Source organism: Rhodobacteraceae bacterium Araon29, assembly GCA_039640505.1.
Classification (GTDB): domain Bacteria; phylum Pseudomonadota; class Alphaproteobacteria; order Rhodobacterales; family Rhodobacteraceae; genus CABZJG01.
The window spans coordinates 2916185-2935813 of record CP046865.1 but is presented as its reverse complement, the minus strand read 5'-3'; the positions used below and the strand labels follow the sequence as shown (position 1 = coordinate 2935813).

General features: G+C 52.9%; 13 protein-coding genes and 1 pseudogene. 3 read left to right on the top strand and 11 right to left on the bottom strand.

The window, feature by feature from the left end; all coding sequences use genetic code 11:
• Window positions 1–79: 79 nt before the first annotated feature.
• The 8 genes and pseudogenes from GN278_14125 to GN278_14090 all read right to left on the bottom strand — a co-directional run bounded on the left by GN278_14125 (window position 80) and on the right by GN278_14090 (window position 11267).
• On the bottom strand, window positions 80–952 hold the full coding sequence (locus GN278_14125) for a dibenzothiophene desulfurase (protein ID XAT61790.1): 873 nt from the start codon (window positions 950–952) through the stop codon (window positions 80–82).
• A complete protein-coding gene (locus tag GN278_14120) occupies window positions 952–1698 on the bottom strand; it encodes a 4Fe-4S dicluster domain-containing protein (protein ID XAT61789.1) in 747 nt (248 codons plus the stop codon). The genes GN278_14125 and GN278_14120 overlap by 1 nt, the downstream gene beginning before the upstream one ends.
• Window positions 1695–4499, bottom strand: a complete 2805-nt coding sequence (locus GN278_14115) for a molybdopterin-dependent oxidoreductase (protein ID XAT61788.1) — start codon at window positions 4497–4499, stop codon at window positions 1695–1697. The genes GN278_14120 and GN278_14115 overlap by 4 nt, the downstream gene beginning before the upstream one ends.
• A 30-nt stretch (window positions 4500–4529) precedes the next feature.
• A complete protein-coding gene (locus GN278_14110; protein ID XAT61787.1) occupies window positions 4530–5279 on the bottom strand; it encodes a TSUP family transporter in 750 nt (249 codons plus the stop codon).
• 25 nt (window positions 5280–5304) lie between these two features.
• A complete protein-coding gene (gene pta, locus GN278_14105) occupies window positions 5305–6330 on the bottom strand; it encodes a phosphate acetyltransferase (protein XAT61786.1) in 1026 nt (341 codons plus the stop codon).
• 4 nt (window positions 6331–6334) lie between these two features.
• On the bottom strand, window positions 6335–8110 hold the full coding sequence (gene xsc / locus GN278_14100; protein XAT61785.1) for a sulfoacetaldehyde acetyltransferase: 1776 nt from the start codon (window positions 8108–8110) through the stop codon (window positions 6335–6337).
• Window positions 8111–8233: 123 nt separating this feature from the next.
• A pseudogene (locus GN278_14095) lies at window positions 8234–9687 on the bottom strand (aminotransferase class I/II-fold pyridoxal phosphate-dependent enzyme).
• Between the two features lie 191 nt (window positions 9688–9878).
• A complete protein-coding gene (locus tag GN278_14090) occupies window positions 9879–11267 on the bottom strand; it encodes an aminotransferase class III-fold pyridoxal phosphate-dependent enzyme (GenBank protein ID XAT61784.1) in 1389 nt (462 codons plus the stop codon).
• Window positions 11268–11656: 389 nt separating this feature from the next.
• On the opposite strand from GN278_14090, the gene GN278_14085 reads away from it, so the two are divergent.
• From GN278_14085 to GN278_14075, 3 genes are all read left to right on the top strand, one after another.
• Window positions 11657–12658, top strand: a complete 1002-nt coding sequence (locus GN278_14085; protein ID XAT62685.1) for a taurine ABC transporter substrate-binding protein — start codon at window positions 11657–11659, stop codon at window positions 12656–12658.
• Between the two features lie 98 nt (window positions 12659–12756).
• Complete coding sequence (locus GN278_14080) at window positions 12757–13563, top strand: ATP-binding cassette domain-containing protein (protein ID XAT61783.1); 807 nt, start codon at window positions 12757–12759, stop codon at window positions 13561–13563.
• Entirely contained in the window at window positions 13563–14897 is a 1335-nt protein-coding gene (locus GN278_14075) for an ABC transporter permease subunit (protein XAT61782.1), read from the top strand. Before GN278_14080 ends, GN278_14075 begins: the two co-directional genes overlap by 1 nt.
• Here GN278_14075 and GN278_14070 read toward each other — a convergent pair whose 3' ends face one another.
• From GN278_14070 to parC, 3 genes are read right to left on the bottom strand one after another with little or no spacing between them, the layout of a single operon-like run.
• The gene (locus GN278_14070; protein ID XAT61781.1) at window positions 14898–16034 is read right to left on the bottom strand and encodes a M48 family metalloprotease; all 1137 of its coding nucleotides are present in this window, start codon (window positions 16032–16034) and stop codon (window positions 14898–14900) included. It abuts the gene before it with no gap.
• The gene (locus GN278_14065; GenBank protein ID XAT61780.1) at window positions 16031–17200 is read right to left on the bottom strand and encodes a DUF898 family protein; all 1170 of its coding nucleotides are present in this window, start codon (window positions 17198–17200) and stop codon (window positions 16031–16033) included. The genes GN278_14070 and GN278_14065 overlap by 4 nt, the downstream gene beginning before the upstream one ends.
• A 51-nt stretch (window positions 17201–17251) precedes the next feature.
• Window positions 17252–19555, bottom strand: a complete 2304-nt coding sequence (parC, locus tag GN278_14060) for a DNA topoisomerase IV subunit A (protein ID XAT61779.1) — start codon at window positions 19553–19555, stop codon at window positions 17252–17254.
• Between the last annotated feature and the right edge of the window lie 74 nt (window positions 19556–19629).

Here is a 19629-nt window from a genome sequence, read left to right as displayed (position 1 = left end):
GGTTAGATGGCTTCATACGGCTGGTTTTCGTTAGGCCTTCTGCTCAACATTAACCAGATTATCTTGTAATTTTTTGCGCTCAGCGTTTGCCGTAATAGAGCCCGACCACATGTTCGGCTTGGGCAAAGAACAGCCAGCGTGAGACGAAAAGCCCCGCCACATGGGCAATCACGGCCACCAGTGCAATCCAATGGGTGAACGGTATTGATAGCAGTGCCACCGGCGTTCCGATCATCAAAATAAGCGCAATGATCCGCAGCTTTGAGGCATGCTTGCGTCCCACCACATGGACAAATTCCTTCAGCAGATAGTTGGTGCCTGTATGCGGCGGCTCAAAAGCGCGCACAGTGCCGATCTCACCAAGTCCGGTGGCGCTGGCCAGCGATGTGCCGCTTTGCGCCAAAGCCCGATCACCGGTAATCCAGTAGGCAATCTGTACGATGCCGGCCGCCATCAGCAGCATCAAAGCTGAGCTGATCTGACCAGACAACAGGCCGCCGCCGGCCAAAGACAGCGTTAGAAACAAAAGCGGCGTTAGTCTCGTGTTCCAGCGCGGCACTGTTTTCAACTGGCCATATATCATTGAGGTGGCAAACACCGTCGCCAGTGACAAAATCGCGCCGAGCCAGCCCAGAGGGGCAACCGCAATACCAAAAAAGACAAGGCCTGCGCCGTAGGCGGCCATCACCAGCAGCGCGCCAACGGAAAGCCACGCCTCACGGCTGAGCCAGCTGGTTTTCCATTGGGTGAAAGCTTTCAGCGCACGCTCTGGATGACCGAGGTGAAAGGTTGATGCCAATAGCCCGCCCACCGCAAGCAGATAAGCAACAGTAAAAAAGCCAAAGGCCATAAATCCGGTTGGTGGCGGCATCCCGAAGCCTAGGAATGTCAAAAGCCCAAAGCCAAGACCGGAGAGTGAGGTGAAAATAATCACGGATGGGGCGGGATGCATCAGCGGGTCTCCAGGGTTTTATCAAGCCAGGCCATAAAGCCTTTGGGTTCTTCCGCCACAGGCTTAAGCAGTGGCGCAAGAATGTCAATGTCTCCGAGTTGGTCCTTGGGCCGAGGGGGCAGGTATTTGTTCACCGGCTTTGTTCCTTGTTCCGGCATAAGGTCCATGCCCCCACGCTCGGCTGTTAGAACGCTAACGTTACTTTCAGGATCTGCAAAGTCCCCAAAGTGCCTCGCCCCGGCCGGGCAGGTCCGCACGCAGGCGGGCTCGCGGTCTTCTTCGGGCAGGTTTTCGTTATAGATCCGGTCCACACAAAGCGTACATTTCTTCATCACCCCTTCTGCGGCATCAAGCTCGCGTGCGCCGTAGGGGCAGGCCCAAGCACAAAGTCCGCAGCCAATGCAGTCGCTTTCATTGACCAGAACAATACCGTCCTCGACCCGCTTGTAACTGGCGCCGGTCGGGCAGACCGTCACGCAGGGGGCATCTTCGCAATGCAGGCAGGATTTCGGAAAATGCACAAGCTGTGCAGCGCCCTCTGGCGGCTGCACCTCATAAGAATGGACGCGGTTTAGAAAGGTGCCGCTTGGATTAGCGCCATAGGCGCTTTGATCGCTCAGCGGCGCGCCATAGTTTTCCGTATTCCATCCTTTACAGCTAATCACACAGGCATGACAGCCGACACAGGTATCAAGATCAATTACTAATCCTAGCTGGCGGTTTGTTGTCGCTGGCAGTTCGGTCATTTGCCTACCTTCCACCTTAATGTTTCTGGGCCTTGCCCGACAGGGGATATAAGAGCGTCAAAGCTTGGTTGGCTTTCCGGCGGTGCAGTGGATTTTTCAATCTTGACCCTTAGGTCAAACCACGCGGCCTGACCGGTGATGGGATCTGAGTTTGCCCAGCGCAAACCGTCGCCTTTGGCCGGCAACAGCTCATGGATCAGATGGTTGAGCAAAAAGCCTTTGGTCGCCTCGGGGGCTTTTTCATCAAGCGCCCACGCGCCTTTGCGTTTGCCAATGGCGTTCCATGTCCAGACGGTATTTTCATTTAGAGCGGCCATTTCCATCACCGGCACAGTGATATCCCCATGCGCCGAGCTGACTTTGGCCCAATCGCCATCGCGCAAATCATGTGCGCGCATCAGTTTGGTGGGCAGATAAAGCGGGTTTACCCCATGGATTTGGCGCAGCCATGCATTTTGCGTGCCCCAGCTGTGGTACATGGCCATTGGCCGCTGGGTCAGCGCATGAACAGGGTATTCATCGGGGTCAACATGACTGTCTTCAAACGGCGGGTACCAGATCGGCAATGGGTCAAGGGTTGATTTGATGCGCGCGCGCAGATGATCGGGCGGCTGACGGTCGCCATGGCCTTCTGCAGCGCGTTGGAATTTGCGCATCGGTTCCACATAAAGCTGAAACAGATAGGGCTGCGGGCTGTCATAAAGGCCCATGCCCACGGCCCAGTTTTGATAATCCATATTCCAGGGTTTATAATAGTTTGCCCCTGCTGGAATATGTTCCACAAAAAACCCGCCATTTTGGATATAGCGATCAAGCTGATCAGGGTTCACATCCCCGCGCCCTGCTTTATTGCCATTGCCACGAAATCCGGCCAGTGGCCCGATGCCGGGTTTGCGGATATGGTTCACGATATAATCGGCATAATCATCATATTTCTGGCTGCCGTCTTCATTCACAAAGCCGGGCAAATTTAGCCGCGCTCCAAGATCGCATAGCACCGACTGAAAGCCGCGCACATCGCGGTCCGGCTCGACCACCGGCCAGCGGATGGCGTCGGCGGCCGCATCAGCTTCGCAAATCGGCCGGTCGAGCAGGCTGATACAATCATGCCGTTCAAGATAGGTGGTGTCAGGCAGAACCAGATCCGCATAGGCCACCATTTCGGACGAGTAGGCATCCGAATAGATGATGTTCGGGATCACATAATTGCCGCTATCATCCGTATCGGTGAGCATCTCGATCACGCCGCTGGTGTTCATCGAGCTGTTCCATGACATATTGGCCATATACATGAACAGCGTGTCGATTTTATAGGGATCACCGGCATGTGCGTTTGAGATCACCATATGCATCAGCCCATGGGCCGACATGGGGTTTTCCCAGGTGAACGCTTTATCAATGCGGGCCGGGCTGCCATCGTCTTTCAGCGCCAGATCTTCGGGTCCGTGCACAAAGCCTAAATGCGGGCCATCCAGCGGGGCCCCCGGGGTTACTTTGCAATGCGGCTTTGGATGGATCTCTGATGGCTTGGGATAGGGCGGCTTAAAGCGAAAGCCGCCGGGCACTTCGACCGTACCAAGTATAATTTGCAGAATATGCAGGGCGCGGCAGGTTTGAAACCCGTTGGAATGGGCCGAGATGCCGCGCATGGAATGAAAGCTGACCGGACGGCCGACCATTTTTTCATGCCGCTCACCGCGAAAATCTGTCCAGGGCTGATCCAGCTCAAAGGCTTCGTCAAAGGCCACACGGGCAAGCTCGGCCGCAATCGCGCGGATTTTGCCAGCAGAAATGCCGGTCTTTTCACTAACCGCTTCGGGGGCATATTCAGGGTCGAGATAGCGCTCTATCATATGTTGAAAGACGCTGCGATGGGTCAATGCGCCATCACTATGCGTGCCCCGAAGGTCAGGGCGAACGCCTTTTTGGTCGAAGGCCGTCAACGCGCCGGTCACGCGGTCAACTACCAGCTGTTTGCCATCGCCGTCACGCAGCAACAAACCGGTTTCTGCATCCACTAAAACGGGTGCATTGGTGTATTGAGCCAGATAGTCTAGATCAATTTTACCAGCTTTCAGCAGCTCATGCACCAGCGCCAGAATAAACAGCCCATCGGTGCCCGGGGTAATCCCTATCCAATCGTCGGCCACCGCATTATACCCTGAGCGAATGGGATTAACGCCGATCACCTTTGCGCCGCGGGCTTTTATTTTACCGATGCCCATTTTAATCGGATTACTGTCGTGATCTTCTGCCACGCCAAACAGCATGAACAGCTTGGTGTGATCCCAGTCGGGCTGGCCAAATTCCCAAAACGCCCCGCCCATTGTGTAAATGCCCGCAGCGGCCATATTCACGCTACAAAATCCGCCATGTGCGGCATAATTCGGGGTGCCAAAATTCTGCGCCCAGAAACTGGTAAAGGACTGTGACTGATCACGGCCTGTAAAGAACGCCAGCTTTTCGGGATTTTCCTCACGCACCGGTCTTAGCAAGCCGACAGCCATATCAAGCGCTTCATCCCAGCTGATTTCTTTAAACTGGCCCGAGCCGCGAGGCCCCACCCGTTTGAGCGGTGCGCGCAGCCGCGAGGGGGCATTGACCTGCATGATGCCGGCGCTGCCTTTGGCGCAAAGAACACCTTGATTGACCGGGTGATCGCGGTTGCCTTCGATATAGGCAACTTGTCCTTCTTTCATATGGACATTTATGCCGCACCGGCAGGCGCACATATAACAGGTTGTTTTGCGTATCTCGTCTGACACTTTTGGAGAGGTGTCTAAAGATGGCTGTGATTTCATCGGTTTAAGCCCCCACGGTCCTTTCTGGATCTATAGTCCAATTCGTATAAGTCCCATTAATGCCAAGCCAATCAAAAGCAGAAGGCAAAAGGGACGGTAGAAGGGTTCCAGCCTTGGGATAAAGAATTTTGTTCCCAAATACACCCCCAATGTGGCGGGAATAGATAGAATGACGCCGCGTAGGGCAGCGCGTTCATCCATCACGCCAAAAGCAATCAATATGATAAGAGATAAGACCCCGGACAAAAGAAGAAAAACCACTAATGTCGCGCGCATTTGCCGCGCGGGTACATTGCTGACCAGCACAAATAGCGCAACCACCATACCGCCAACACTGGCCAGTCCGGTGGCGATACCAGCGCACACGCCAACCCCCAAGTGCCCTTTTGGATTGGCCAGAAAATCAAGCTTTATCTTACCTAAAAGTAAGGCTGCCAAAGTAGCGATACAGCCTAGCGCAAGGGTCTGAGAAAGTGGAACCGATACTTGGGTGGTCAGATAAAGCCCGAGCGGCATCCCAAGGCTGGAGCCAACAACAAGCGTGATCGCCAAGCGCCGATCTGCTTCTTTCCAGCCGCCGCGGATCATCATCAATCCAGCGCATAGCTCAAGCCACCAGCACACAGGTATAAGCTCGATGGGTGGAATAATCAGCGCCGCAGATGCCATCACCAGCGCCGAGAGCGCAAATCCGGAAAACCCGCGCACAATCCCGGCCAATAAGCAAATCAGGATGACAAGCCAGAATTGATGGTCTGGCAGATTAAGCAAAGTGCTCATCGGATTGAACTGGGGCAATAGGCCATTATAGCGATCCCAGATGCTGCAATACAGTCACCGCAATCATTTGCGTCACATCCTCGCCGGTGCAGCCGCGTGACAGATCATTGGCCGGTTTCGCCAGCCCTTGCAAAATCGGGCCAATGGCGGTTGCGCCGCCCAGCCGCTGGGTGATTTTATAGCCGATATTTCCGGCGTCCAAGTTTGGAAAGACCATCACATTGGCGCGTCCTGCAACGGCTGAGCCGGCTGCTTTGGCCGCCCCGACGTCTGCGTCGAAAGCCGCATCAAATTGGAGCTCCCCATCAACTTTTAAAGAGGGCTGCGCGGCTTGAACCATCTCGGTTGCCTGCTGCACTTTGCTAACAGATTTATGCGCCGCGCTGCCCTTAGTAGAAAAGGACAGCATCGCCACCTTTGGAGTATCGCCAAGCAGATCACGGCAGGACTGTGCGGCCATTATGGCAATCTCGGCAAGCTCATGTGCATCAGGGTCAATCACTAGGCCGCAATCTGAATACACCATGGGATAGCTGTGCGGTGGAAACATTAAAAAACAGCTTGAAACCATCGCGGCATTTTGGGCTTTTCCGATGACTTGAAGCGCCGCGCGCACCACATTGGATGTGGTTGCAACCGCGCCGCCCACCGTGCCATGGGCCTGCCCAAGATGTACCAATAGCGCTGCATAGATCAAAGGATCTTGCACCGCCTTGGTGGCTACCTCAGGCGTCATGCCCTTATGTTTGCGCAATTGGTAAAACGTCTTGGCCAGTTCGGCTTTTTGCTCAGATCCCACTGGATCATGGATCGCCATGCTATCACTTTCCTGGCCGCCCGCCGCAGACAGGACGCGGTGCACATCAGAGCGGGGACCAATGAGAACGATATCGGCTATTCCGGCGCTTTGAGCCGCAACCGCGCCGGCAACCACGCGGGGGTCTGTGCCTTCGCTCAGGGCAATAATTGGGCGCGCAGCAGAAGCTAGCTTGACCACCTGCGCTGCGGCCGAAGCCGCAGGCAGAGACCCACTAATGTCTGCTGTGCCCATTTTATCAGGCCTGTTGCACACGCATGTCGGATGCTGAAATGCCCGCCACTGCAACAGGCTTTTTCATCGCATCACGGCGGAACGGCTCGCCCAGTTCTTGGTTGATCAAGGCTTCAATCAAGGTGGTTTTACCGTTTTTCATCTGATCCGTGATTGCTGTGTTCAGCGCGTCGCGCAATTCTTCCATTGTGTGTGCCTGCACCCCTTGCAACCCGCAGGCATTGGCAATACCGGCATAAGAGACTTGGGTATCTAGCTCTGTGCCCACAAAATTATCATCATACCACAGCGTTGAGTTACGCTTTTCGGCGCCCCATTGGTAATTGCGGAACACGATCATGGTGATGGGCGGCCATTCTGAGCGGCCAATGGCCGTCAATTCTGTCACGGCGATGCCGAAGGCACCATCGCCGGCAAAGCCGACAACAGGCGTATCAGGGCAGCCAATTTTGGCACCGATGATGGCTGGCAAACCATAGCCACAGGGACCAAAAAGCCCGGGAGCAAGATATTTGCGCCCTGTCTCAAAAGTAGGATAAGCATTGCCGATCGCACAGTTGTTGCCAATGTCCGAGCTGATAATAGCCTCTTTGGGCAGAGCGCTTTGAATGGCGCGCCAGGCCATGCGTGGGCTCATCCACTCGGGTTTATCGTCCCGCGCCCGCTGATTCCAAGAGGTGCCGGGATCATCATCTTCGTGATCCATGCTGGACAGTTGCTGCGCCCATTGTGATTTGGTCTGGGCAATGGCGGCCTTGCGCTCGGTGCGGCTGCTGTCGCCTGCACTGTCTGAAAGGCGCTCAAGCAGTGAATTCGCCACATGTTTGGCGTCGCCAATGATCCCAACTGATACTTTTTTGGTCAGCCCAATGCGGTCGGGGTTGATATCAACCTGAATGATCTTGGCCTCTTTGGGCCAGTAATCAATGCCGTAACCGGGCAGGGTGGAAAACGGATTAAGCCTTGTGCCCAGACACAGTACCACATCCGCTTTCGATATTAGCTCCATACCGGCTTTTGAGCCATTATAGCCCAATGGTCCGGCAAAAAGTGGATGCGATCCGGGGAAGGCATCATTGTGTTGATAGCCAACACAGACCGGTGCATCCAGACGCTCGGCCAGTTTCATGGTGTCGCCAATGGCATCGGCCAGCACAACACCTGCGCCGTTTAGGATTACGGGGTTTTTTGCGCTGCTGAGCAGGTCGGCAGCCTGTTGCAGCGCGCTGTCACCACCGGCTGGCCGCTCGTAGTCGATCATTTCGGGCAGATCGATATCAATCACTTGGGTCCAGTAATCACGCGGCATGTTAATTTGCGCCGGCGCCGAGGCGCGCTTTGCATTGGCGATCACACGGTTGAGAACTTCTGCCACACGTGATGGATCGCGTACCTCTTCTTGATAGGCGACCATATCTTTGAAAAGGGCCATCTGCTCGACCTCTTGAAAGCCGCCCTGGCCAATGGTTTTATTGGCCGCCTGCGGGGTGACCAACAGCAGCGGCGTGTGGTTCCAATATGCGGTTTTTACTGCGGTGACGAAATTGGTAATGCCGGGGCCGTTTTGGGCAATCATCATGCTCATTTTACCAGAGGCCCGTGTGTAGCCATCGGCCATCATGCCGCCAGAGCCCTCATGTGCACAGTCCCAAAATGTAATGCCGGCTTGGGGGAAAAGATCGGAAATCGGCATAAAAGCGGAACCGATAATTCCAAAGGCATGTTCAATGCCATGCATTTGAAGAGTTTTGATAAAGGCTTCTTCTGTGGTCATTTTCATTGGCTGAGGTCTCCTGAAAGCACAAATCAGACAACGCTCCCGTAGCGCTGTTATTTTGATAAGTTTCTAAGCGCTAGACCAGTGCACCGTTAGGGCCAGATCGCAAGTCAGCATATAGCCAGATCAACCTATTGCTGCGGCTATTTTCTCAATACCTTGGGCAATGCGATCAGTGGGAATTGAAGAATAAGCCAGCCGGTAAAATTCGTGGGGCGCAGTTCCACCGGCAAAAAATTTCTGGCCCGATTCTATTAGAATACTCTCGTCGCGCAGCCGAATCGCAAGCTCCGCTGTATCTGTGCCTTTGGGCGCTTGCATCCAAAATGATGAGCCGCCGTGTGAGCCTTTTCCGGCGATTTTCAAGCCGCAGTTTTGGATTGCTTGCTCCATGACGGTGCTGCGCTTTTGGTAGGTTTTGCCCATCCGTTTGATCAGGGAATTGTAATGCCCAAGGCTCAAAAAATAGGCCGCCGTACGCTGAATATGACCGGGGGGGTGGCGCAGCACGCTGGCGCGCAGCGCTCGGGCTTCTCGGATGAAGGGAGCCGACCCGACAAGATAGCCAAGCCTTAGACCAGGGAATAAAGATTTTGAAAACGAGCCAACATAAATCACTCGCCCGTCCTGATCGAGCGATTTGAGCGCAGGCGAGGGCGGTTTTAAAAAGGACATCTCAAACTCGTAGTCATCTTCGATAATCAGCGCGTCCAACTCACGGGCGCGGTCCAGCAGATCTTTGCGCCGAGCCAAGGGCATCGTGGCCGTGGTTGGGCATTGGTGGCTTGGGGTGGCAAAAATAACATTGCTTTCGGGGGGATATCATCTGGCGGCAGGCCAAAATCATCTACATCAATTGCTGTAATATGGCAGCGGGACTGGTGCAAAATACCGCGCAGCGCCGGATAGCATGGGTTTTCTATAACCGCAGTACGCCGCTGTGTAAGCAGCACCTGAGTGGCCAGCCAAAGTGCATTTTGCGCTCCAAGCGTGACCAAGATTTCATCTGTGCCTGCTATAATTCCACGTCGGGGCAATGTGTGGCGGGCAATAAATTCAAGCAGTTGCGGGTCATCGCGATCAAAATAATCAGCTGTCAGCGCCGGAAAATCCTTAGCCCCTAATGCTTGTAAAGCACACAGTCGCCAATTGGCATGGTCAAACAGCGTGGGGTCAGTTTGGCCATAGATAAATGGGTATTTATACTGCGCCCAATCTTCCGGTTTGTCGAGCCAACTGTCGTCATAAAACCGCTGCCCGATTGCGCGGCTCCAATCCACGCGGTCTTCGGTTTGCGGGCGGTGTTCAAATTTTGGCGGTTCCGGTGCGTTCGGCGATACAAAATAGCCCGAGCGGCCTTTTGAAATCAGATAATCATTTGCCAGCAGTTCTGTGTAGGCCAGTGTTACTGTAATTCTACTAACCCCGAGGTGCATGGCGAGCCTTCGTGTCGAGGGCAGCTTTTCGCCCTGCAGAAACCTACCAGATAGAATCCCGTTTGCGATCATCTGCTGAATGCGGGCCTGCAGCGTGCCCAGCTCGTTTGCTTCAAGGAAAAATGTTTCTATGGGAATAGCCATACCGGTAGTTTAAACTGGCTCTATAGGTTTGGCAAACTGGTATTATTCCAAAAAGCGCGCACAGTTGTTCCGATACTCTAGAGGAAAATTAAAGCCCCCGATTTGTGATTACAACAAACCGGAGGCTTTGATCATCCGAAAAAGTCCGGACTATTTTCTGGCGTGGAAGGATACGCCAAAAAGTTAGCGGTTTAACCGCCAAAGACGCGCGTAAGCGCCTGGTCCACGGCATCGGTGATCTGATCAATGTCATCCGCGCTCGAGATCAGCGCTGGACTAAAGCAAAGGGTGTTGTTGAGCCCCGGCAAAGAACGGTTGGTGGCACCGATGATCACACCTTGCGCCATACAGTCCGCGACCACAGCCTGAACTTGTTTTTCTGGCGCTGGCTCTTTGCTGGCGCGGTTACTGACCAGTTCGGCGCCGCAGAACAGCCCCTTACCACGCACTTGTCCGATGATGGCGTGCTTTTCAGCGAGTTCATTGAGGTTTTCGATCATCCGGTCGCCCATAGCCAGTGTGTTTTCCAACAGGCCTTCGTCTTGGATGATGCGCATATTTTCAATTGCTGCCGCCGGCCCCGCTGTACAGCCACCAAAGGTGGATATATCGCGGAAATAATTCATTGGATCACTGGCATCGTCTTTGAACATGTCAAAAACATCATTTGTGGTGACCAGACAGGCAATCGCCGCATAGCCCGAAGCCACGCCTTTGGCCATGGTGACCATGTCCGGCTTGACGCCATAATTTTGGTAGCCGAACCAAGTGCCCGTGCGGCCAACGCCGCAGACCACTTCGTCTATATGCAGCAGGATATCATATTTCTTGCAAATTTCTTGCACCCTGTCCCAATAGCCTTCGGGCGGGGTGATGACACCGCCGCCTGCCGTCACCGGCTCAAGGCAGAGCGCGCCGACCGTATCGGGGCCCTCGGCCAAGATCACCTCTTCGATCGCATCGGCGGCGCGTTTGCCGTAGGCTTCGCCGGTTAAATCCCATTGGGCACGATATTCTAAACAATGCGGCACGCGGATAAACCCGGGCGCAAATGGCCCGTATTGCGCATTGCGTTCATCCTGACCACCGGCGGACAGAGTGCCAATGGTCGTGCCGTGATAATCGCGGTCGCGATACAGAATTTTATGTTTCTTGCCGCCATAGCGTTTATGGGCGATCTGGCGGACCATTTTAAAGGCTTTCTCATTCGCCTCAGAGCCCGAATTGCAATAATAAACCCGGTGCATTCCCGGCATTTTATCAATCAGCTGCTCGGCAAAAGTGGCGCCGGGGATTGAGCCGGCCGAGCCGGCAAAGTAATTCAGCTTTATCAGCTGGTCGCGCACTGCATTGGCAATGCTTTCGCGGCCATAGCCAACATTTACCGTCCATACACCGCCGGACACCCCATCAAGATGCTCTTTGCCGTTCTGGTCCCAAACCCGCATCCCTTTGCCTTCGACAATGATCCTTGGCTCGCTGGTTTCAAACGGCTTGTGCTGAATGAGGTGATGCCAAATATGATCTCGGTCTGCATCGACAATTTTTGACAGGTCGTTTTCACGAATGTTGCCGTCCATTTTTTCACCCTTAAGTTGTGGCGGGAGTGCAATACCCCTGCGCATAGAATCTTTGAATCCAGTCAAGCCTATTATTTGCACTTCCAGATAGGTCCAGATTTATATTAGATTTAAGTCCAAAATATTGAGATTTTCGATGATTTATGCTGGGAAATATGATTAACTGTTTGGAATCTATTAATAAAAATAAAACACTAATTTCCAATTATGACTCAAAAGGGAATGTTCAAAATGGTCAACGCTGAAAATAATCGTTGATCGGAATCATCTTATCGGGTCGGATTGCAAAGCAGGCTTGCCCCTATGGTGGCGAGCACAGAAATTCTGCCCTGTTGGCAGAAGGAAGGCGCCTCAATTGTGAGGCAAACAACGGGAGTATATAAATGTCGATGAAATCGAAACTAATGGGCGCTGTTGCCGGCACCACCATGGCACTCAGCGCGCAGGCTGCGTTTGCCGGTGGACATGGTGAAATCACCGTGGCCTATTTCCTTGAGTGGCCAATGCCATTTGAATATGCAAAGCAAATGGGCACTTATGACGAAGAGCTTGGCGTCAAAGTGAACTGGGTCAGCTTTGAGTCCGGTGTGAAAATGTCGGCGGCGATGGCCTCGGGTGATGTGCACCTATCCGTTAGCCAAGGTGTTCCACCTTTCGTGGTTGCAACATCAGCCGGTCAAGACTTGCAAATTCTGGATGTTGCTGTGAGCTACGCGGACAACGACAACTGCGTTGTCAGAAGCGATCTTGAAATTGACAAAGACAGCGCTGCCGAACTGGCAGGCAAGAAAGTGGCTGTACCTTTGGGCACAGCGGCCCACTACGGCTTCCTCAAGCAAATGAGCCATTTTGGCGTTGATGTTGGCAGCATGGAAGTTGTGGACATGGATCCGCCGGATGGTGCGGCGGCGATTGGCAATGGCGCTGTTGACATGTTCTGTGGCTGGGGTGGTTCGCTGCGCCGCGCCAAAGAGTATGGTAACATCCTTCTGACCGGTGATGAAAAAACCGAGCTTGGTATTTTGGTGTTTGACGTAACCTCTGGCCCTGCGGGTTGGGTTGCTGAAAACAGTGATCTGGTTGCCAAATTCCTCAAGATTACAGCCGATGCCAACGCAATGTGGGCAGACTCTTCCAACCATGCGATGATGCTTCCTGCGATTGCCAAGGACGCCGGTATGGATGAGGCTGCAACAGCGGATACAATGGCAACATTTGTGTTCCCAACGGTTGACAGCCAATTGTCTGCAACATGGCTTGGCGGCGGTGCGCAGGAATTCATGAAAGGCGTTGCAGACGTCTTTGTGAACGCCGGCAGCATCGATTCAGCACTGGATAGCTATGTTGGCAACGTCAACACAGGCCCACTGGAAACCGCTCACGGTATGTAAGTAAACGACTGCGGGCCGGTTCGCCGGCCCGCGGGATGCGCCAATGTTTCGTTTCATTTGAAATTGTCTCCACTAAAAGTAGGAAGAGAAAGGCGGCCATGTCTGGACTGTCCATCCAAAATATATCCATGCGCTTTGATTTGCCAAACGGTGATTGGGTCCAAGCGCTTAAGGATGTTACACTCGATCTAAAAGCGGGTGAATTAATGTCGGTTTTGGGCCCCTCGGGCTGCGGCAAAACCACATTGCTTAATATTGTTGCCGGCTTTCTTGCGCCAACTCAGGGTGAAATTTTACTCAATGGTGAAAAGGTTGTTGGCCCTAGCGCCGAGCGCGGCATGGTGTTTCAACAAGGTGCGCTGTTTGAATGGATGAACGTGCGCGAAAACGTCGGCTTTGGCCCACGGATGAAAGGTATCAGCGCTGCGCAAGCCCGCGAAAAAGTTGATCATCTGTTGGATGTGGTTGGGCTTCAGGATTTTAAGGATAAAGCTGTATATGAACTTTCTGGCGGCATGCAGCAAAGGGTCGCTTTGGCCCGCTGTCTGGCCAATGACCCCGATGTCATTTTGATGGATGAGCCGCTGGGCGCGCTCGATGCGCTGACGCGTGAAAAAATGCAGTCACTGGTTTTGAAACTGTGGAAAGAGACCGGCAAAACCATCATTTTGATCACCCATTCGGTGGAAGAGGCTTTGCTGCTTGGCGAACGGCTTTTGGTGATGGCGCCGCGCCCGGGCCGTATTCACCGCGAATATCGTCTGCCGTTTGCTGACCTTGGCGTCGATGCGGACCTGCGCGAAATTAAAAAGCACGCTGACTATGGCGAAAAACGCGAAGAGATTTTGGAAATGATCTGGAATATGGAAGAAGAGATCATGGGACGTACGGAGGCAGCGGTCTGATGGAAGTATTGGTCAAACTCTCCCAAGAACTGTGGTCCATCCTGGTTATTCTAGCCTCGGCGGTGCCCTATATCGCCGGTTATATAGGCTTAATTCTTCTTACCCTCTTTGTTTGGAGGGTGGTGAAACGGCTTCTCACGCCCAAGCAGGATTTTGGCTCTTTGAAAACCGTGACATTCGGTGATGAAAGCGCTGTAAGTTCAAATTTTGCAGCCTCTATTGTGTCCATCGTGCTGATTTTGATTTTCTGGGGGTCATTCACCGGATCAAAGATTATACCTGCCTTTCTTCATATGCCCGGTGCCTTTCAAGGCGAAACCGAATTTACCTATACGGCGGAAACCGATAGTGGCCTGCGCGATGATGCCACTGTTCAGGTCATCGTGCATGGCATCGGGGAAGATGTGAAATTGCCCGAGATTGACCTCGGTGATGGCGTTGCCAAAAATGATGTCATGGCGGTCAAAGCCTATCGAACAAAATTGCTAAAATGGGATAAAAACGATGATGAAACCCGCAAATCGGGGGCCAAGGTTGTTGCGATCAACGGCCAACCGATTGCAAAGGGCGAATCGGTCTATCTTGATGATTTGCGGGTTGCAGTGACGCCCAAAGGCACGTTGAACATCGAGCCTAACAAAGGCTGGCAAATGGAGCCGATCTGGTTGCCATCGCCCGAGGCGGTCTGGAGACGGCTCATCGAGATATCAACCGGAGGGTTCAAAAATTTCCCGCTGCTCGAACATCTGGGCTTTTCTCTGTTTCGGGTTGTGGTCGGATTTTTAATTGGCGCCATGGTGGGCATACCTTTGGGCTATGCCATGGGCTTGTCCGATTGGTTTCGCGGGTGGTTTGATCCGATTGTAGAGTTTATGCGGCCTGTCCCGCCGCTTGCCCTGATCCCGCTGGTGATTATTTGGGCCGGAATTGGCGAGGTCGGCAAAGTGATTTTGCTGTTCCTCGCCGCACTTTGGATTATGGCCATTGCATCCCGGGCTGGGGTGTCCGGGGTCAAAATCTCGAAAGTTCATGCGGCCTATTCTCTGGGCGCGAGCAAATGGCAGATTATGCGCTATGTGATTATTCCCAACAGCCTGCCGGAAATCTTTACCGGCGCGCGGGTGGCCATGGGCGTGTGCTGGGGCACAGTGGTGGCGGCAGAACTTGTGGCGGCGGAAAAAGGCGCTGGTATGATGATCATGGTGGCCTCAAAATTCCAGCAGACGGATATCGTTATCTTGGGCATTATCCTTATTGGGATCATCGGCTTTGGCATTGATATGCTGATGCGCTGGGCCGAGCGGATCATGGTGCCTTGGAAAGGGCGGGGGTGATCACCCGTCTTTTTTTTTGCACATAGCTTTGATCAATTGCCATTCAGCGGCGCTTAAAACCGGTTTGACCGTGGATTGGTGCCGCGCCGCAGTTGCAATTGCCACGCGGCGTTCGGCGGTCGGTGGATGGGTTGAAATATAGCTAAAATTTTCAAGAAAATCTGGCGCTAATTCCTCAACACGTTCAAAAAACCGCTCAAAGCCTTTTAGATCAATTTCTCCATGTTGCAGTTTTTCTATAGAAAATGCGTCAGCGTGCCGCTCAGCACGTCTAGAATAGGACCCGTTGAGAGCTTGGTCTGCAAGTATATAGACCAGTGTACCGCCACTAAAATCGCCGACCACAAGCGACAGAATTCCGGCGGTACTGGCAGAGTATATCAAGGCCCGAAGCGGATCGCGTGCCACCACATGCCCAAGTTCATGGGCCAAAACGCCAGCCAGTTCCTCTGGTGTATCAGCGCTTTGGATAAGCTCGTTGGTTAGCAGAATAATACCACCGGGCAATGCAAAAGCATTTAGCATATCGTGACGTGTGACCAGCACCCGCAAGTCATAATCTAGCTTTTCTCCAGACAGTATTTTCGCCGTCATTTTGTCCAAAGCTCGCCGCCCTTTATCTGTTTCGCAGATAAACGGGTCATCGCTTTCAATACTAAATAGCAGTTCAATTTGCTTCATTACTGTCTGACCGAGCGCCGCCTCGCGCTTAATTGGCAGAGCCTCGGCAAGAATAAGAGCTAAACTTGGCAGGATCAGTAGTAAAATCGCCGCAAGAGATCCAAGTGCGATTACACTGCGGACCAACGCTTTGCGCAGATCTGACCTTTTGGTCTTTTTAAGATATAGATTGGGCATTTCGCTGAGCAGGTTTTGTGCCTCTGTACCCTCAATAATCAGCCGTCCGCTGTCATTTTGAGCTGCTGCGTCTGCGGTTGCGTCCAAAAACAGGATTGTGGTTTTTTCCCGGCCTTGCTTTTGCGCAGCGCGTATATCGGCAAGTGGCCAGTAAATCGCCGCCTGTAAAGTTGGGCCGGTGATCTTAAGTTCTTGTCCATTGCTTTTATGGGTAACGCTTACCTGATGAGATTTTGCCGAAATACCGTCATGAAAGCGGCCCTTTACCGTATCGCTCAAAAAGCGCCCCCTATGTCAAGCGCATCGGCAAAGCCCTCTGCATCTGCTGGCGATCTTCGAACAGTTTGGAAAATTTTCTCTAAATCAGAGCTATTGTGAACAGTAATTGAGGAAAACATGTGCTCAAGAATAGGCTGGGTGATCATGATGAGCGACAGAGCGTTTGCTAGCACAAAAAACCCTAGATAAGTCAGACCTGTGAACAAGAAACCTAAAGTACTCGCGTTTCCAACCGAAAAAAGTGTAAATGATATTCCGCCAAACACAGCACCAAAAATACCTGTTATCAGGCCAACAACGATGCCGCCAAGAATATAGGTCGCTAAAATGCGCTTTGTTCTCGGAGTGGCGCTAAACCCCACGGTTTTATTAAGTGTTTTATGCGTCATTAGATAAGCAAAGGATTGAACATTATAGTGGACGAGCCCGCAAACAAGAACAATGCAGCCCAAAAATCCGGCAATGATGCCAATTTTTATTGCTCCGAATGCGATGACAACTGCTCCGAGGACACACAGTACGCCAAAAAAGATATATTTCATTGACGGGTAAAGTTCAGCCCACTTGCCGTTTTGCGCGATGGGTGCATCGCCAACAAAACTCCGGTCAGCCATGTATTTTTCAAGTCTAAAGGTTGCAAGCGGCATCAGAGCGCCCAAACTGACAAGCGTAAGGAGGCTATAGAAAAGATATCGCCACACGTATCCCCATGCACCGTTATCCATGCCGAACCTGATACCACGCCATGATGTGCGGGCCAATTTATAGCGTCTAGCACGGTAGGTTGCGAAAGCTGCCAGTGGCAAAACTGCGAGCAGGTTTAAGTAAATGGCGGCGGTTTGCGCAAAGACCTGAGCGGGATCATCGGTCATCTGGAACAAGTTTAGGCCAAAGTAAATCAGGATTAACTGCACTAACCCAAGGTAGATTGCCAAAACAACAATCGCGATTAGAAACCCTAGGAATTTTTCTAATCCGGTTCCATGATACTCAAACCTATCCTCACCGATAGAGGCAGAAGACCAGATATGTCGCCGTATTCTGCTTTTGGCCCAAAACCGGTAAATTCCGAGCGTGATCATCGTTAAAATGCCGGTTTTCAACGCTATTTTAAAAAGCTCACCATCTTGACTGCCATAGGCAAAGTAAATCTTATCCGTCTGCATAATTCATTTCCATTGATCACTTTATGGAGAAATTAGTGCATAGTTTCCCGTTTAAGTAAACCTGTTATCGCGCGGGAAACCGCGCGGCGCCATTTTACCCGCGCTTGCGCGTTTCGATGTCCATTCGGCCAGTTCGGTTTCGGTGCGGGTGCGGCCCGCTGGGTCAAGCCAGCTAAGCCCTGCAGCCAAATCAAAGGTTGCGACATCGCTCATGCCGCCGTCTTTGTATTTTTGCAGCCGAACACCTTTACCGCGTCCCATTTCGGGCAGCTCGGACAGCGCAAACACCAGCATTTTGCGGTTTTCTCCCACAACAGCCACATGATCGCCTTGGATCGGGCGACAGCTTTTGGCGCTTACATCGCCGCGTACGTTCAGCACCTGTCTGCCGCTGCGGGTCTGGGCCAGCACATCGTCTTCAGGCACAACAAACCCGTCACCCGAGGTTGAAGCCACAAGCAGCTTGCGCCCGGGTTTGTGGATGAAGATATCTATAATCTCGGCCTCATTGGGCAAATCCACCATTAACCTTAGTGGCTCGCCCATGCCGCGCCCGCCGGGTAGGTTGGCCGCCGATAGGGTGTAGAAACGCCCATTGCTGGCAAACACCAGCAACCGATCAGTGGTTTCAGCATGGAAAATAAACCGCGGCCCGTCACCGTCTTTGAACTTTAGCTCACGGGCCAGGTCGATATGTCCCGTCATAGCCCTTATCCAGCCCATCTGGCTGCAGACAACGGTGATCGGCTCGCGGTCGATCATTGCCTCAAGCGGCACCTCTTCTATTTCGCCAGCTTCGGTAAAGATCGTGCGCCGCGCGCCGCCTTCATAGTCTTTTCCAAAGGTTTTCTTGGTCGCTCTCAGTTGCTCGGAAATTTTATCCCATTGCAAATTAGTGTGATCGAGTAAATCTTGCAGATCGGCCCGTTCCAGCATTAGCGCATCGCGTTCACGGGTCAGTTCAAGCTCTTCGAGCCGGCGCAGCGAGCGCAGCCGCATGTTTAAAATAGCCTCAACCTGCAGCTCGCTTAATTCGCCTTCTTGAGTAGTGTCCGGACCGACATAATCGTCTTCGTTTATTGCCCGTGGATGCGATAAACTCCAGTCTTCGGCAATTAGCGCGGCTTTGGGGTCGTCGTCATAGCGGATAATATCAATCACCCGATCAAGATTAAGAAACGCCACCAGAAAGCCTTCGAGCACTTCAAGCCGGTGATCAATTTTGTCGATCCGGTGCTGACTGCGGCGCAGCAGCACATCGCGGCGATGATCAAGGAAGGCTTTTAGAACCTCTTTAAGGCTACAGACCTTGGGCGTTAGGCCATCAATCAGCACGTTCATGTTCATCGAAAAGCGGATCTCAAGGTCCGAATTTCGAAACAGCATGCCCATCAGCACCTCGGGATCCACATTTTTCGAGCGGGGCTCTAAAATAAGCCGGATATCATCAGCGCTTTCATCGCGCACATCCGCAAGGATCGGAATTTTCTTCAGCTGGATCACTTCGGCAATTTTTTCGATCAGCTTGGATTTTTGCACCTGATAGGGAATTTCCGTGACCACAATCTGCCATTGGCCGCGGCCTAGGTCTTCGACGCGCCACTGGCAGCGCAAGCGAAACGATCCGCGCCCCGTGCGATAGGCACTTGCGATGGCCTCGGGGCTTTCCACGATCACCCCGCCGGTGGGAAAATCAGGTCCTGGGATGAAATTCAGCAACGTGTCGTCGCGCGCTTCGGGGGTTTTGATTAAATGCAAGCAGGCATCGCAGAGCTCGGCAATATTATGCGGCGGGATATTAGTGGCCATACCCACGGCAATGCCGCTTGATCCATTGGCCAGCAGATTGGGAAAGCTGGCCGGCAAAACCACAGGTTCGGTGAGCGTGCCGTCATAATTGTCACGAAAGTCGACGGCATTTTCATTGAGCCCTTCCAGCAGCGCTTCGGCAACGGTGGTCATACGCGCCTCGGTGTAGCGGCTGGCGGCCGGGTTATCGCCGTCGATATTGCCAAAATTGCCCTGCCCGTCGACCAGCGGGTAGCGCACATTAAAATCCTGTGCCAAGCGCGCCATGGCATCGTAAATTGCCGCATCCCCATGGGGGTGATAATTGCCCATCACATCGCCGCTAATCTTGGCTGATTTGCGAAATCCGCCGTTGGCATTGAGCTTAAGCTCGCGCATGGCATAAAGGATGCGCCGGTGCACCGGCTTAAGCCCATCACGGGCATCAGGCAGCGCGCGGTGCATAATTGTGGAAAGCGCATAGGTTAGATAGCGCTCGCCTATGGCGCGCCGCAGGGGTTCGGCGGAAATTCCGCTCATATTGGGGTCGTCAATCAAATCAGTCATAGATGATGTGATACTCGTTGCAGCAAGACAGGTAAAGCGGCCAGCGGATTAATTTCACCTTTGGCGGTTGTTGC

Coding starts and splice junctions, on each gene's coding strand:
- GN278_14090 (XAT61784.1), bottom strand. CDS start 11,267: ATGGACGGCAACATTCGTGAAAACGACCTGTCAAAAATTGTCGATGCA.
- parC (XAT61779.1), bottom strand. CDS start 19,555: ATGACTGATTTGATTGACGACCCCAATATGAGCGGAATTTCCGCCGAA.
- GN278_14080 (XAT61783.1), top strand. CDS start 12,757: ATGTCTGGACTGTCCATCCAAAATATATCCATGCGCTTTGATTTGCCA.
- GN278_14115 (XAT61788.1), bottom strand. CDS start 4,499: ATGAAATCACAGCCATCTTTAGACACCTCTCCAAAAGTGTCAGACGAG.
- GN278_14125 (XAT61790.1), bottom strand. CDS start 952: ATGCATCCCGCCCCATCCGTGATTATTTTCACCTCACTCTCCGGTCTT.
- pta (XAT61786.1), bottom strand. CDS start 6,330: ATGGGCACAGCAGACATTAGTGGGTCTCTGCCTGCGGCTTCGGCCGCA.
- GN278_14075 (XAT61782.1), top strand. CDS start 13,563: ATGGAAGTATTGGTCAAACTCTCCCAAGAACTGTGGTCCATCCTGGTT.
- GN278_14110 (XAT61787.1), bottom strand. CDS start 5,279: ATGAGCACTTTGCTTAATCTGCCAGACCATCAATTCTGGCTTGTCATC.
- GN278_14065 (XAT61780.1), bottom strand. CDS start 17,200: ATGCAGACGGATAAGATTTACTTTGCCTATGGCAGTCAAGATGGTGAG.
- GN278_14085 (XAT62685.1), top strand. CDS start 11,657: ATGAAATCGAAACTAATGGGCGCTGTTGCCGGCACCACCATGGCACTC.
- xsc (XAT61785.1), bottom strand. CDS start 8,110: ATGAAAATGACCACAGAAGAAGCCTTTATCAAAACTCTTCAAATGCAT.
- GN278_14120 (XAT61789.1), bottom strand. CDS start 1,698: ATGACCGAACTGCCAGCGACAACAAACCGCCAGCTAGGATTAGTAATT.